Source organism: Taishania pollutisoli, from assembly GCF_014518315.1.
Classification (GTDB): domain Bacteria; phylum Bacteroidota; class Bacteroidia; order Flavobacteriales_D; family Crocinitomicaceae; genus Taishania; species Taishania pollutisoli.
In genome coordinates, this window is the sequence record NZ_JACVEL010000012.1 from 70,251 (window position 1) to 85,924 (window position 15,674).

Genomic DNA, 15,674 nt, shown 5'->3' on the forward strand with positions numbered 1-15,674 from the left:
TATCAGGATTTCTCTTCGATTGCTTTCAGGTAATTTTTCAACTCCTGCTCGTGGGATGTTTTCAGAATCATCAGTACATTATCCGATTCTACAATGATGTGATCGGACAAACCATCGATCAATACGACCTTATCTTCCGGAACGTTTACCAGACAGTTTTTCACGTTGAATGTATACACTTTCCCTCCGATGATAGAGTTATTAAACGTATCCTTTTCTAAATGCTCGTTCAAGCTCTTCCAGGTTCCGAGATCACTCCAGTCAAACGTAGCAAGTACGACATCTACGTTGTCCGCTTTTTCCATTACGGCATAATCAATGGAAATATCCTGACATGCTTCAAATGCTTTGTTCACGAATTCCTGTTCGCGATCGGTATTGTAGTTGGATGTGTCTGCACAAAACAGATCAAACAAATCTTTCTGGTATTTTTCCAACGCATCGATGACAACAGCCGATTTCCACACAAAAATTCCTGAATTCCAGTAAAAATTCCCCGATTTGATAAATACTTCAGCTGTTTCCAGATTAGGTTTTTCTCTGAATTGCAGTACCTTCGTCACATCACCTGCCTGTGCATGTTGTTCTTTTGAAAACTCAATGTATCCGTAGCCTGTATCAGGTCTGGTCGGTTTAATTCCAAGCGTTACAATTTTATCGTTTTCCGATGCGTTTTTAACCGCTGTTTCAACAATATTTTTGAACAGTTCTTCTTTCAAAATCAAGTGATCGGACGGACATACGATCATGCATGCGTCTTTATCGATTGCTGTGATTTTTGCTGCAGCATACGCGATGCATGGTGCTGTATTTTTACGTTGCGGCTCCGTAAGGATACTACCCCGGTCTATGTCCGGTAGTTGAGTGCGCACCAATTCAACGTATTTCTCATTGGTCAGAATGTAAATATTTTGTGCAGGTACGATGTTTAACAATCGTTCATAGGTCATTTGAATCAATGTTTTACCGATTCCCAATACATCAATGAATTGTTTCGGACGTTCAGGGGTAGATAAAGGCCAGAAGCGGCTTCCTACTCCTCCTGCCATGATTACTGCATAATTGTTATTTGTCATTCTGTAATGTGTTCTACGGTTGCCAGTTTATAAATCAGATACTGTTTTCCGGTACCTACTTCGGTGCATAAAAAGCGGGTTCTGCGCAATTCACCTTTCATAAATACTTTTGTATCCAGGGCAAATGTAGCATATTTCGGAAGTTTTTCCAGCAAAATTTCACCGGAAGAAAAAACATCGTATTTTTTCAGAACCCGTTGGAGTTGGATATCGGTGCAGGAGGATGCTTTCATGTTCATAAATGAGTTGAGCAATGCCTGTTCGATGTCCCGGGGTAAAATGGCCAGTTGGATCACGGGATGCATCAATCGAATGAAGTTATTTTTCCATTCCGCTCCATGCGGTTTAACCCTGTTATTGTATTCCATCCATGTTTTCAGGTGAGCAAATTCATGAATGGTTGTAATCAGGAACGCAAATACATTCAGATTTCCGTTAATGGTTATTTGCGGCTTGGAACCGGGAAGCGGGGTTCTGAAATCACCTTGTTTGGTTTTCCGGGGACGGACAATCTTAAACGATACGGGATAGGACAAAAACAGTGACGTGACATAATCTTCCGTTCCTTCCGGGAGGTATTTACTCAATACATTTGCTATCTTTGTGGCTTTTTCCAAACTACAGGTAAGATTTTTTCTGTTTTTTATGCAAATGAAAGGAAATATAACATTAATTTAGCGTTCCGTGTTAAAAAAACTGTTAGAAAATATAGGGCGTTATTTTCAGATGATTTGGATTGTATTTTCCAAACCTGAAAAGTGGAGTGTCTTCCGCAAACGCGTGTTTGATGAAATTGAAATCATCGGGATTAATTCCATTTCCATTGTGGCAATCATGTCGGTATTTATCGGGGCTGTAATTTCCCTGCAGATTGCTTCCAATATGGACAATCCGCTGTTGCCCAGCTATACGGTCGGCTACATTACACGATCGACCACCATTCTTGAATTTTCTCCGACAATCATTTCTTTAATTCTGGCAGGAAAGGTCGGTTCCAATATTTCATCTGAAATCGGGACCATGAAAATTACAGAACAGATTGATGCATTGGAAATCATGGGGGTTAACTCATTGAATTACCTGGTGCTTCCTAAAATCATCGCTGCCGTCTCTTTTTTCCCGGTATTGGTTATTTTCTCCATGGCATTAAGCCTTGTCGGAGGATGGTTTGCCCTGGTATCTTCCGGTATGGGCTCTACAGAAGATTACATTTATGGAATCCGCGCTTTTTTCCGTTCATACGAAGTTGTTTACGCCCTGGTTAAAACCTTGTTTTTTGCATTTATAATTGTTTCGATCGCTGCTTTTTACGGATATTACACAAAAGGCGGAGCACTGGAAGTTGGTAAAGCATCCACACAAGCTGTAGTTGTCAACAGTATTACGGTATTGATCGTTAACTTAATACTAACGCAAGTGATGTTACTCTGATGATCGAAGTAAGAAACGTAAATAAATCCTTTGGAGGAAACCAGATTTTGTTTGATATCAATGCGACATTCGAACAAGGAAAAGTCAACTTGATTATTGGTCAGTCCGGTAGTGGTAAATCCGTTCTCGCGAAATCTATCGTAGGATTGCACGTACCTGAGACCGGTGAAATCTTATTCGACGGCAGAAATTTTCTCAACATGACGCGTGTCGAAAAAACGGAAGTGCGAAAAGAGATCGGGATGCTGTTTCAGGGGTCTGCCCTGTTTGATTCGATGACCGTTGAAGAAAATGTCATGTTCCCACTGAAGATGTTTACCAACAAAACATCGAAAGAAATGCTTGACAGGGCAAATTTTTGTCTGGAGCGGGTCAATCTGACAGGAAAAAACAAATTGTATCCGGCAGAATGTAGCGGGGGGATGCAAAAGCGGATTGCAATCGCTCGTGCAATTGCCATGCAGCCAAAATATCTTTTTTGTGACGAGCCCAATTCTGGGTTAGATCCGAAAACATCGATCGTGATCGATGGTCTGATCAAAGAAATTACCTACGAGTACAACATGACCACCATTGTCATTACACACGATATGAATTCAGTAATTGAGATCGGAGATCGTGTCTTGTTCATTCACCAGGGAAAAAAGTGGTGGGAAGGCGACAGAAAGTCTATTTTGACAACAGATAACCAGGAAATCATTGATTTTGTTTACGCTTCTAACTTTATGAAAGAGATCCGGGAAAACATGCAAAAGAAGTAGTCTGTTAAACCTGCCTCTTCCCTGATCCATTCAATAACTGTATATTTCCGGTTTTTCTTTTCATTGCTGTTTTCTGCAATCAGTTTTTGAGAATTACCCTCGTCTTAAACACCTGACATTTCAATCGAATGCATGCTGTTTTTATCCATTATTAAAGGAGTTTCAAATAAAAAATCCCCGGATGAAATCACCCGGGGATTTTTCAAATATATTATTTCAATTTATTGGATGATCAGTTTTTCCATTTTTGTAACGGAACCGATTGTTGTCTGAATGTGGTAGCTTCCAGCCGACAAGTGATTTAAATCCATTTTCACTTCTGTCGCCTGCCCGCCATCTATAACGGCTGCAATTCTACCGACATTGTCCAAGACAAATACCCGGTCAATTGCTGTAGAACTTACAATCGTTACATTTCCGGATGTCGGATTCGGGTAGACTGCGAATAAATTACCACCTGCCGTTTCCAGGCTTAAACATGCATCTACGACAATCTGTGTTGTTGCAGTATTGGAACAACCGTTTGCAGCAGTGTAAGAATACGTAATTGTTTTTGTTCCCGTTCCTGCTGTTGATGGTGAAAATTGATTTCCGCTTACACCGGAACCGCTATAAGTTCCGCCCGCTGGGCTTCCTTGTGTCAATGTCACCGGCGAATCGTTTACACAAACGGCTGCCAATGTTCCCATTGTAACGGTAGGAATCGTTTTAGGATTCGGTGTCGCGGTAGCTGCGGGACTCACACATCCCTGGCTACTTTGTGTTACAGTTACCTGATTTGAATTCGTTACAGTAATTGTAGGTGCCGTCGATCCGGTAGACCATTGTAATCCGGAACCGGTAGCAGTTATTGTTGAACTTCCGCAATTGTCTGTTACAGAAACAGTCGGCGCTGCAGGAACTGCATTCACTGTCACGGTCTGATTGGAAGTAGAAGCACCTCCGTTGATTGTTAATACGACACTTTTCGAACCGGAAGTTGAATAAGTAACCGTATGAGGGCCTGCTCCGGTAGCTGTTGCAGGAGATGCTCCTGCTCCAAAATTCCAGTTCCAGGAAGTTGCTCCGGATGAGCTATTTGTAAATGTTACCGTTTGCCCAACACATGAAGTGGATGCTGAGGATGAAAAGTTTGCATTTGCACCGCTACCTGTTACTCCTGAGATATTGATGTTATCCAGGTAGATATAATTACTATATCCATTCGTTCCTCTGAATTTAATACTTACCTGACTGTTCCCGATGTAAGGTGTCAGATTCACTGTTTCATTCCTCCATGTAGAAGGCGCTATGTACGCAGCTGTATTCCCCGTTTCTGTTTGCAGTGTTGTCCCTGATTTGGAATAAATCACCTCGTAAGGCATTCCGCATCCCGGAGAAACCAGTACTTCCAATTTATCGGATTGACCGGTATACGGGCGGTGAGCTACGTCAAATGTCAATGAAGCCGAAGAGAGTCCTGACAAACTAAATCCCGGTGTATTCAGATCATCTACCTCACCTACAGCGTTGGTATTGTAATAATCAATCCGAACCGAATTTCCGGCCGTCGGGGCTGTACCAATCGATCCGTTTCGCACCCATGTATTGGTTCCTCCTCCGTTTGTGATCGACCAGTTTGTTGGCGGGAAAGTTGTGTTGACAAATCCTTCGATAATTGGTAACGCGACTTGTACAGGCGCTGCTGCAACTGTTATATAAGCAGCTTTGGTAATGGTACGGTTTCCGGATGCGGTTGTAATGGTAACAGCTGCCTGGTACGTCCCCGGAGTATTATAGGTCACTGTAGGAGATGCTGCTGTTGATGTTGCAGGCGATCCTCCTGTAAACGTCCACGAATAAGAAGTAATCGCTGTGGATGTATTAATGATGGAGAATGTTGTACTGGTTCCGGCACACAGGCCTGTTTGTGTTGCTTCAAAATCAGCAGAACAAAGCGACGAAGACGTTCCTACTCCTACTGATTGCAGGTTAGCAGTTGTCCAGATATTGCTTCTTCCTCCCATGGCGCTCACAATCGCAGCACGCATACGCGTTACCTGCCCCTGTGTAAACATTTTTGAACAGTACGAATAATCCATGTAGTTTTCATAATTTTCTACAACGCCTGATGTACAATTTTGTGCTGCGGATGGATTGGGGCATGATGTAAACCCTCTTGTCACAGGCGTATCAGCTACACCGTCATTTCCACAGGCAACTCCCGGATTATTCGTATTTCCCCATGTATGCTCCAGGTTTAACCAGTGACCAACTTCATGTGTCAACGCCCTGCTGGTTGTCACACTACTTGTCCCGATCGCTCCTGTATAGTCATGCAGAATAAACACCCCGTTGTAATACATGTTTGTCGCACTGATAGTCGCTCCCGGGGATCCAAACCCCTCATTATTCGGAGCAAATGTATATCCTGCAGCACCTCCTAACCCACTACAGACATAAATGTTCAGGTATTTATTGTGTGGCCAGATTCCCTGATATACATTGTTACCACTGATAACCGCATTCACCTGTGCTTGTCCGTTTGAACTACTTGTCTGGGAAGAAATGGTTCTTGTAATCCCCTCAAAACAAGCGCCATTCGGTGCTATTTTAGCGAATTCAAATTGAATGTATGCATCTGCCGTGATGGAAAGGAAAGAAGAATGCACATTGTTAACATCGCTGTTTAATTTTCTGTAATCCCTGTTTAAAATATCCAGTGCACTCTGAATCTGGGCATCCGAAATATTAGAAGCGCCGTTGTTGTGTAGAATATGAAATACAACCGGTATGGTGTAGATGGTATTGGACCGTTCTCCGGCAACGGATTCATTCTCCATTGAGGTTCCCGCAATGTAACTGTTGTATCGTTGGGGGTCTTCAGCCTGCATTTGTTGCAGCAACCCCGGTTGCCCGCAATACAGTAGATTTTCTCCTCCGTTTCCCGGAGCTTTAACAACATCCTGCTGACCTAATAATGCAGCATGCGCAACAATCCCTATCAGGGACAAGTAAAGAGTTTTCATAAGCATGAAATAAAAAGAATTTTCGACTCTAAATATAAATTAAATTCGCGAAATAGTTTCTCTTTTGCTATATAAAATTACTTTTGTCCTGAAGATTTTAACGGTTTATTGTTACCACGGTAACTAAACAACCTGGAACTTAGTACGATTCTGTTCAATTTTATTTTAACAAAAATTTAACGGCACATTTTTTGCTTGCTACTAGAAAACAAAAACAATTATGAACTTGATTTATGCATTCATCACATCCATTGTTTTGCTGATTCCCCAGCAACAGGGAGTTCCTTATTCAAAACTGGACGTTGCATTTGATCAGAACAATGCAGATGCGATTGTATCATGTGCGAAAGACAAAGTATTACTGAATGTATTAGGAAAAGAAGGTGCCTATTCCAAATCGCAGGCTGTTCTCGTATTAAAAGATTTTTTTAACGGAAAGTCAGGTGGAAGTTTTAATTTTACCTTCAAAGGAAATGAATCTTCTACCGGGACTTTTGCAATCGGAAGTTACGTCAGCGGAGGAGCAAAATACAGAATTACATTACATTTTAAAAATGCCGGTGACGGCTTTAAAATAGAAAGCATCACCATCGAAAAGGATTGATATGGACTTTACACCAGAACAAATTGACACATTAGACCTGATTATACACAACGCATTTAAAGAAGATATTGGTGAAGGAGACCATTCCAGCATGGCCTGTGTACCAGAAACAGGAACCGGAAAAGCACGACTGATTATCAAAGACAGTGGTATTTTAGCCGGTGTAGAACTGGCACAACGTATTTTTCACACGTACGATCCGCAACTTCATATAACAGTCTTCATTCCTGACGGAACTCTTGTTCATCCGGGAGAAGTTGCCTTTGAAGTAACGGGAAGTTCCCGCTCTATTCTGGCAACAGAACGATTGGTATTGAATTTTATGCAACGGATGAGCGGAATTGCAACCCAAACACATCAGATCACGCAAAAGATCGCGGGATTGCAGACCAAATTACTGGATACACGAAAAACAACCCCGGGAATTCGTTTGCTCGAAAAATGGGCTGTTCGAATCGGAGGAGGACATAATCACCGGTTTGCTTTGTACGATATGATCATGTTGAAAGACAACCACATTGACTACGCCGGGGGAATCGAGCAGGCAATTACCCGTACCAATGCCTATTTAAAGGAAAACAATAAGTCGCTTAAAATCGAAGTGGAAGTCCGAAACCCGGAAGAATTACAGCAGGTACTCAACGTGGGAAATGTCGATCGGATTATGCTCGACAACTTCTCCCCGTCTCAAATAAAAGAAGTATTGCCATCGATTCCAAAGCAATTTGAAGTAGAAGCCTCCGGTGGAATTACATTGGACAATATCCGTGAGTATGCCGAAACGGGTGTCGATTATATTTCCGTAGGCGCATTGACGCATTCCTTCAAAAGTTTAGACATGAGTTTGAAGGCTGATTTTCAGTAGCTCATTCATTTTTTCAGGAATTATTTACCGACAGCTCTGTTTTATTGATGAAAATCGTATATTTGCGGCACAGAACCGCCCACGTGGTGAAATTGGTAGACACGCCATCTTGAGGGGGTGGTGCCAGTAGGTGTACCAGTTCGAATCTGGTCGTGGGCACGAAAGAGAATCCATTCCGGGTTCTCTTTTTTCGTTATAGAATGATCTAATTCAATGAAACGGATTTACTCATCAGGTAAACCAATGCATCTGCAAAAACAGCTTCTTCAACCGGTTGGTCATAAACACATGTGCCGATATTCTCCAACAAGCAGCACTGTATTTTCCCGGAATGATTTTTCTTGTCGTTGTACAGCAATTCGACAATGCCTTGTATGTCCGGCATAGAAATCTGGGGAACCGGAAACCAGTCTAACAGTACTTTTTCAATTTCTTCAAATGTCGTTTTCGCCAGAATTCCCTTCCGGTAAGAAATGTAACTTTCCGCAATCATTCCCAGTGCGACGCCATGTCCGTGGTCGACAGGTTCTCTGAACAAGAAATAACCTTCAATTGCATGGCCGACCGTATGTCCGAAATTCAATATTTTCCGCACTCCTTTTTCATACGGATCGCTGTTCACAATTTCCACTTTAATGGAGCTGATTCTCATCAGCATTTCATCGGAAGACAATTCCGATAAATTTTCAAGTGAAGATAATTCATTCCAAAGTGCAGCATCTCTGATTAATGCATGTTTCAACGCTTCTGCGAAGCCATTGACCATTTCTTTGGGCTCCAGTGTCTCCAGGAAAATTTTGTCTGTAAAAATTGCTTTGGGGTTCATAAAAACGCCCAATTGATTTTTATACACTCCCAGGTCTATTCCCGTCTTCCCTCCTATCGATGCATCAATCATCGCTAATAACGTTGTAGGAATGTGAATAAAATCAACCCCACGCTTATATACGGAGGCAATAAACCCTCCCATATCTGTCACAACGCCTCCTCCCAGGTTGATCACCAGATCTCGTCGTCCGATTCCATAGTCCGAAAGTGCTTCCCAGACCTGGAAACAAACCTCCATCACTTTATTTTCTTCACCGGAAGGCAACAGCATCACTTCTGCTTCCGCTAGGAAATCAAATGTGGTAATCAGGTATTCCAAACAATTGTCATTGGTGTTCTCATCAACCATAATGACAATTTTTGAATCACTGTATCGCTGCTGAATAAAGTCAGAAAAACCAGAAGTTTCCAATGATCCTATTTCGATCTGATACCCAGAACTCGTTAGAATATACATATGAAATTTTTTTACGAAAGTAATGATTCAATAATTATGGTACACAAAAATAGCTGGTTTTATTCACCTCCGGTCAAATTGCCTGATCGCAATATGGCTATCACACACATCCGTACATCGTTGATGATATTTCGTTTTCCTTCCCCTTTCTGTTTTCCATTTTTTTCTACATTTGCGGCATGATTACATTCGACAATACACAGATTGCTTTTGAGAGCAAATCAGATAAAGATCTGAACAGAGCTTACCGCCTGTTTAAATTAATTGGAAACAGAAGTCTGGTAAAGATTGGAAAACCATTCACCAACTTTGCATTGAGCATTGGTTTACCAATTAAAGGAATCATCCGGAAAACCATTTTTGCACAATTCTGTGGTGGGGAAACAATTGATGAATGTGATGCAACCATTAATAAATTAGGGAAATTCGGAATCGGAACTATTCTGGACTATTCTGTCGAAGGAAAAACATCCGATGAAGATTTTGAACATACCACCAATGAAATCATCGCAACGATTCTGAAAGGTGATGGAAATGATTACATTCCGTTTGCAGTGTTTAAGGTTACGGGAATTGCCCGTTTTGAGTTATTGGAAAACGCGAACAATCACATCAATAGTCTGACAGATACTGAAAAAAGCGAATACGAACAGTTGCTGGAGCGGGTAGACCGGATTTGTAAAGCAGGTTTTGAAAAACAAGTTCCGGTTTTCATTGATGCGGAAGAAACTTGGATTCAGGATACCATTGACCGTATTGCATACGAAATGATGTTGAAATACAACAAAGAAACGGCAATCATCTACAATACCGTTCAAATGTATCGTCACGACCGATTGGCTTATTTGAAAAAGGAAATTGAAGCAGCAAAAAAAGACGGAATTAAATACGGGGTTAAACTGGTACGCGGTGCCTACATGGAAAAGGAACGCGCGCGTGCACAGCAAAAAGGGTATCCTTCCCCCATTCAGCCGGACAAAACAACATGTGATGCTGATTACAACCGGGCGCTTGAGTTCCTCGTTTCAGAAATTGATACAATAGCGTTATGCGCCGGTTCACACAACGAAAACAGTTCGTTGTTATTGACAGAACTTATGGAAAAGCACAGTATCGTCCCTTCCGATTCACGCATTTATTTTGCACAATTATTAGGAATGAGCGACCACATTTCCTACAACTTGTCCAAACACGGATTCAATGTCGCAAAGTATGTCCCGTACGGCCCCATTAAAGAAGTCATGCCGTACCTGCTTCGAAGAGCGGATGAAAACACCTCTGTAGCCGGACAGACCGGACGTGAATTAAGTTTGATTATCAAGGAAAAGAAAAGAAGAAAACTCGATTAATCCAGCACTTCTGTATTATCCGGGATCATCCGATTTTATCAGGAAATATATTGATTTACTTTCAGGTAAACCATTCTGTATACCAATAGAGCAACTCCCGTCCCGATGAGTGCTCCGCCGAGAATATCGGACAAATAATGAACTCCCAGGTACATTCTGCTATAACAAATAATAACCGTCAGGATCAATAATACGGGAAGTAACCATCTGAAATATGGTTTGAGAACCCATCCTACCATCCAGGAAAGCGCAAAGAAATTTCCCGCATGAGAAGACACAAAACCATACTGACCTCCCTGGTATAAGGTTCCCGTTTCTGTACGATAAAAATGAAGTTGGTGAATCAGTTCTAAATTGTGAGAAGGACGGTATCGTTGAACCAACTCTTTGATGATTCCGGAGCAAATAAAATCAGTTACGCCAACTGCCAGTAATACGCAGCCAATATAAAGGAGAGCTTTCTTCCATCCTAATCTGACAAATCCAAGGCAAATCAAAATCAGGTACAGCGGAATCCAGGTGATTTTCCCTGAAATTATCCACATGAATTCATCTAAAAAGGGAGAATTCCACCCGTTAATGGCTAAAACAAGTTGTTGATCAATGGATTCCAGCCAATCAATCATTCGATAAATGTTTCCAGATTAAGTCTTTCAGGTCTACAATTCCTTTTCCTGAAACGGAAGAAATGAACACGTGTGGAACCTCTGGCAGCTCTTTTCTTACCTGCTCGATCAATTCATCATCCAGCATATCCGATTTTGTAATCGCCAGCAAACGGTCTTTGTGCAATAATTCCGGGTTGTATAATTTCAATTCATTCAACAGAACACCGTATTCTTTTTTGATATCTTCACTATCGATTGGAACCATGAATAATAACAATGAGTTCCGCTCAATGTGCCGGAGAAAACGCAGGCCTAATCCTTTTCCTGTGTGTGCTCCTTCGATAATCCCCGGTATATCGGCCATGATGAATGACCGGTGGTCTCTGTACGAAACAATTCCCAGATTCGGACGCAAGGTTGTAAAAGGGTAATTGGCAATTTCCGGCTTAGCAGCTGAAACAACAGAAAGTAAGGTACTCTTTCCTGCATTCGGAAATCCAACCAAGCCGACATCTGCCAGCACCTTCAGTTCCAGTATTTTCCAACCTTCTTCTCCTTCTTCTCCTGGCTGTGCATAACGGGGTGTTTGGTTCGTAGCGGATTTAAAATGATTGTTACCCAATCCGCCCCGGCCACCGCGTTGCAAAATACGTTCTTCACCGTCTTCGGTTATTTCAAACAATACTTCTCCGGTATCTTCATCTTTTGCCAGTGTTCCCAACGGAACTTCAATATAGATATCTTTCCCCTGCGCACCGGTTTTCAGATTCCCGGATCCATGTGCACCATGTCCGGCTTTTATATGTTTCTGGTACTTCAAATGCAGCAATGTCCACAATTGCTTGTTTCCTCTGATAATTACGTGCCCCCCACGACCTCCGTCACCACCATCCGGTCCTCCTTTCGGAATGTATTTTTCTCTTCTGTAATGGGTTGATCCACCACCTCCATTCCCGGAAGTACAATGAATTTTTACGTAATCTACAAAGTTATCTGATGCCATTTTATTCTATGTGTCAATTGCCGAAGCTGTGCAAAGGTACGAAATAATAAATAAACCGGGTGAATGACTTTCTGTGTATTCCGGTAGAATGTATCGATTATTACTTCTAAAAATAGTACATTTGGGACTGTTTTTTAGACATGACTTATGCGTTTCATTTATTTCAGTATACTAATTTTTCCGTTTATGGCGAATGCGCAACAATCGGTTGAACCGAAAGCGAAAAAGATTCAAAAAGAATTGACCACACACCAGCACACGCGTATCGACAATTACTTTTGGATGAATGAACGCGATTCAAAAGATGTATTGGATTATATCGGGGAAGAAAATAAAGTAAGTGCTTCTTTTTTTGATCAACATAAAAAATTGATCAATGGCCTTGTCAAAGAGTTTGACAAGCGAATCAATCCGAATGAAATTTATCCTCCTTATGAAACAAACGGTGTTCGTTACCAGGAAACCTATGCGGAAGGAGATGATTACATGAAAACATACATCCTGGAAAACGGGAAAAAGAAATTGTTTATCGATGAAAATGTACGCGCGAAAGGTCATTCGTATTATGCGCTGGGAAATTGGATGCCTTCTCCCAATAACCAACTGGTTGCATTTTGTGAAGACTTTATCGGAAGAAGGAATTACACCATCCGTTTTCGCAACTATTCAGAAAACACCTTTTTAGCAGATCAACTGGAAGGTACGGATGGAACAATTGAATGGGCAAATGATAATAAAACGGTATACTACCTGAAAAAAGACCCGCAAACGCTCCGTTCTTTCCAGGTTTATCGCCATGTGTTAGGAACCAATCAATCAGAAGATGCATTAATTTATGAAGAAACGGATGAACGATTCGAAGTAGCGGTTGGTAAATCCATCAACAATAAATACCTGTTTATTTTTATCAGCTCATCAACTACCACCGAAGTATTATTATTAGATGCCGATAATACTTCACTTCCTTACCAGGTATTCCTGAAACGGGAACAAGGCCATGAATACAGTGTTCATGCACACACTGACGGTTTTTATATCTTGACCAATAAAGATGCAGAAAACAAGAAGGTCGTTTTCTCCCAAACAATTCCCGCTTCGATTGAAGCATGTGAAGTGATTATTCCGCACAGTAAAGACCGGCTTTTGGAATCCGTTGAAGCGATTCATTCCCATTTATTTGTAGAAGAACGAAGCAATGGATTGGAGCAGATCAGGTTGCTGAATTTGAAGACGCGTCAATCGGAATATATTAAAATAGACGAAGAAACATATACCATTGGCTTATGGGAAACAGACAACTACCTGGCCAACACCATTGAGTACCGCTACAATTCGATGACAACTCCGACTTCTGTTTTCAAGCAGGATTTAACGACAGGAAAAAAGGAGCTTATCTTTCAATATGAGTTGCTGGACAAGACATTTCATTCTGCAGACTATGAATCCAAGCGAATCTGGGCAACGGCGAATGACGGAACAAAAATTCCGATCTCACTGGTTTATAAAAAAGGAACCAAGCTGTCAGAAGCACCTTGTTTACTATATGGCTATGGTTCGTATGGTTATACGCTTCCTGATGTATTCAGTGCAACACGGTTAAGCCTTCTCAACAGGGGATTTGTATATGCGCAAGCACATATCCGTGGAGAAAAATACATGGGTGAGCAGTGGTACCAGGAAGGGAAATTTCTGGCAAAACGAAATACATTTACCGATTTCATCAATGCTGCAGAGTACCTGGGAATGCAAGGTTATTGTAATCCTGAAAAACTATACATCAACGGAGGAAGTGCAGGTGGATTGTTAATGGGAGCCGTTGTTAATGCAGCGCCTTATTTATTTAAAGGTGTTATTGCCGACGTACCTTTTGTTGATGTGGTATCGACAATGCTCGATGAAACAATTCCACTTACTGTAGGAGAGTATGAAGAATGGGGAAATCCGAATGACGAAGAATATTATTACTATATGTTGAGTTATTCTCCTTATGATAATGTCAAACGAATGGATTATCCGAATTTATTTATTACCACCGGCTATCACGATTCTCAGGTGCAATATTGGGAGCCGTTAAAATGGATTGCTAAAATCCGGGAATACAGAACGAATAAAAATTTATTGTTGCTTGATTGCAATATGGATGCCGGTCATGGTGGTGGTTCAGGAAGGAGTACTGAGCGTTATGAAATAGCAAAATCATTTGCTTTTATCTTATCTCTTGAGAACATTCATTAACATAGTAATTCTCTGTTTTTTTTGTCTCAGTTGGGGATTTAGTCAAAAAGACTCCACTGTACTGCCGTATACTTCCTATCGGTTTCACCCGATTGTTTTTACTGATATTGGATTCAGTACGGCTCCGGCAAATATTAAATATCCGTTTAACGATCAGATTTCAAAAATTCAGTTTCGACACAACAACAAAATGATGTTGGGAATCGGCTTTTCATACCGGTGGATCGCCTTTCGTGTTGGTGCGGCATTAATCGGTAACTCACGACCTGTGTCGAAATTCGGAAAAGCAAATTACATTGATATTGGTACGCAATTTTCGATCAAACGTGTCTATGCTGAAATTGATATTCGGAATTATACCGGGTATGTTCTACGCAATGCTTTTTTATGGGATTCTACCTATTCATTGTCACAGCCTAATGACAAAAATCAAGACATCAATGTCTATAACATCAGTGCTAAGATGTGGTACCTGCACAACAGGCACTTTCGGATGGATCCCTTCACCGGTAACAGAGGGGTGTATAATAAACAAGTCATGACCTGGTATCTGGCAGGAAGATTGGATGCGTATGGAATCAATAACAAAAGTCGATCATTGATCCCGGGTGCATTATACGATTCAACAAGTACCAAGACTGCTTCTACAGCACTTTCAGCGATTGAATTTGGTGTAATCCCGGGATTTGGATACGTCAACCGCATTAAAAGAATACAATTTGGAATAATGGTAGCCGCTGGCCCCCGCATTCAGGCAAAATCTTACAAACTGGATGGAAATGACACGGGGAAAGCCGGTATCGTTGCCCGTTATGATTTCAAAGCAATTATCGGATACAATGTTCCACGCTTTTTTGCGATGATGCACCTTGAAATAGATAACAAATCCATTCATTTTAGTAATTTCAAATACAACCAAACGTTTTTTTACTTTAAGGTTCAAACAGGTTATCGTTTCAAAGAGAAATTACCTAAAAAACTACGAACAACTCAACATTAACAGCAAGTTATAACTGAGATTCTTTCACGGCCTTTAATCGCTTGTATGTTTTCAAAAAAAGTAGTTTTCTCTGTACTTTAAAAGCATTTCTCCATTCATTTTCTTTCGGGAACTGTCATTCATTTCGGTATTACTGTAAATCCGGCAGTACATTTCCGTATGCGGTGATTTTCAAACAAGAAGTTCAGCTGAAAATACTGGTGATTCGGCTTAAACATAAGCAGTACTTTCAACTATTTCATCATTCGTTCAAGGGATAACTCAGTTTGTGAAGAGGAAGAATGGGCGATCTTGCGCCGTAATTCTGGCGTACTAAAGGGCTCCTTTTGAGGGTATATAAAACCAGTATAAACAAAAAAGCCCACACAACTAAATGTATGGGCTTTTAAAAAGTGGCATCGACTTACTCTCCCACCCTCAAAAGGGCAGTACCATCAGCGCAGGCAGGC

The 15,674-nt window shown here is 41.2% G+C and carries 13 protein-coding genes and 1 tRNA gene; 8 read left to right on the forward strand and 6 right to left on the reverse strand.

The window, feature by feature from the left end; all coding sequences use genetic code 11:
• Positions 1–2 precede the first annotated feature (2 nt).
• Positions 3–1,076: a mannose-1-phosphate guanylyltransferase gene (locus H9Y05_RS14265; RefSeq protein WP_216714675.1), complete on the reverse strand. Its 1,074-nt coding sequence runs from the start codon at positions 1,074–1,076 to the stop codon at positions 3–5.
• On the reverse strand, positions 1,073–1,693 hold the full coding sequence (locus tag H9Y05_RS14270) for a SprT family zinc-dependent metalloprotease (protein ID WP_216714676.1): 621 nt from the start codon (positions 1,691–1,693) through the stop codon (positions 1,073–1,075). The genes H9Y05_RS14265 and H9Y05_RS14270 overlap by 4 nt, the downstream gene beginning before the upstream one ends.
• A gap of 109 nt (positions 1,694–1,802) precedes the next feature.
• On the opposite strand from H9Y05_RS14270, the gene H9Y05_RS14275 reads away from it, so the two are divergent.
• Positions 1,803–2,507 (forward strand): MlaE family ABC transporter permease, encoded by a 705-nt coding sequence (locus H9Y05_RS14275; protein ID WP_163490991.1) that lies wholly within the window; start codon positions 1,803–1,805, stop codon positions 2,505–2,507.
• Entirely contained in the window at positions 2,507–3,268 is a 762-nt protein-coding gene (locus H9Y05_RS14280; protein ID WP_163490990.1) for an ABC transporter ATP-binding protein, read from the forward strand. The genes H9Y05_RS14275 and H9Y05_RS14280 overlap by 1 nt, the downstream gene beginning before the upstream one ends.
• A gap of 221 nt (positions 3,269–3,489) precedes the next feature.
• Here H9Y05_RS14280 and H9Y05_RS14285 read toward each other — a convergent pair whose 3' ends face one another.
• Entirely contained in the window at positions 3,490–6,276 is a 2,787-nt protein-coding gene (locus tag H9Y05_RS14285; RefSeq protein ID WP_216714677.1) for a M43 family zinc metalloprotease, read from the reverse strand.
• Between the two features lie 220 nt (positions 6,277–6,496).
• Here H9Y05_RS14285 and H9Y05_RS14290 point away from each other — a divergent pair, with 220 nt between their 5' ends.
• From H9Y05_RS14290 to H9Y05_RS14300, 3 genes are all read left to right on the forward strand, one after another.
• Positions 6,497–6,880: a DUF4783 domain-containing protein gene (locus H9Y05_RS14290; protein ID WP_163490988.1), complete on the forward strand. Its 384-nt coding sequence runs from the start codon at positions 6,497–6,499 to the stop codon at positions 6,878–6,880.
• A 1-nt stretch (position 6,881) separates the two neighbouring features.
• Positions 6,882–7,745: a carboxylating nicotinate-nucleotide diphosphorylase gene (nadC, locus tag H9Y05_RS14295; RefSeq protein ID WP_163490987.1), complete on the forward strand. Its 864-nt coding sequence runs from the start codon at positions 6,882–6,884 to the stop codon at positions 7,743–7,745.
• 77 nt (positions 7,746–7,822) lie between these two features.
• Positions 7,823–7,904 (forward strand) — tRNA-Leu (locus tag H9Y05_RS14300).
• Positions 7,905–7,950: 46 nt separating this feature from the next.
• On the opposite strand, the gene aroB is transcribed toward H9Y05_RS14300, so the two are convergent.
• Positions 7,951–9,030 carry a 3-dehydroquinate synthase gene (gene aroB, locus H9Y05_RS14305; RefSeq protein ID WP_163490986.1) on the reverse strand — a complete coding sequence of 360 codons (1,080 nt, stop codon included), beginning with the start codon at positions 9,028–9,030 and terminating at the stop codon, positions 7,951–7,953.
• Positions 9,031–9,209: 179 nt separating this feature from the next.
• Here aroB and H9Y05_RS14310 point away from each other — a divergent pair, with 179 nt between their 5' ends.
• Positions 9,210–10,379 carry a proline dehydrogenase family protein gene (locus tag H9Y05_RS14310; RefSeq protein ID WP_216714678.1) on the forward strand — a complete coding sequence of 390 codons (1,170 nt, stop codon included), beginning with the start codon at positions 9,210–9,212 and terminating at the stop codon, positions 10,377–10,379.
• A gap of 38 nt (positions 10,380–10,417) precedes the next feature.
• Here H9Y05_RS14310 and H9Y05_RS14315 read toward each other — a convergent pair whose 3' ends face one another.
• Both H9Y05_RS14315 and obgE read right to left on the reverse strand, forming a co-directional pair.
• Complete coding sequence (locus H9Y05_RS14315) at positions 10,418–11,005, reverse strand: phosphatase PAP2 family protein (protein WP_163490984.1); 588 nt, start codon at positions 11,003–11,005, stop codon at positions 10,418–10,420.
• Entirely contained in the window at positions 10,998–11,990 is a 993-nt protein-coding gene (gene obgE / locus H9Y05_RS14320; RefSeq protein ID WP_163490983.1) for a GTPase ObgE, read from the reverse strand. Before obgE ends, H9Y05_RS14315 begins: the two co-directional genes overlap by 8 nt.
• Before the next feature lie 186 nt (positions 11,991–12,176).
• Between obgE and H9Y05_RS14325 the strand changes: the two genes are divergently transcribed.
• Both H9Y05_RS14325 and H9Y05_RS14330 read left to right on the forward strand, forming a co-directional pair.
• Entirely contained in the window at positions 12,177–14,225 is a 2,049-nt protein-coding gene (locus H9Y05_RS14325; RefSeq protein ID WP_216714679.1) for a S9 family peptidase, read from the forward strand.
• The gene (locus H9Y05_RS14330; protein WP_216714680.1) at positions 14,209–15,225 is read left to right on the forward strand and encodes a DUF4421 family protein; all 1,017 of its coding nucleotides are present in this window, start codon (positions 14,209–14,211) and stop codon (positions 15,223–15,225) included. The genes H9Y05_RS14325 and H9Y05_RS14330 overlap by 17 nt, the downstream gene beginning before the upstream one ends.
• The last annotated feature ends 449 nt before the right edge of the window (positions 15,226–15,674 follow it).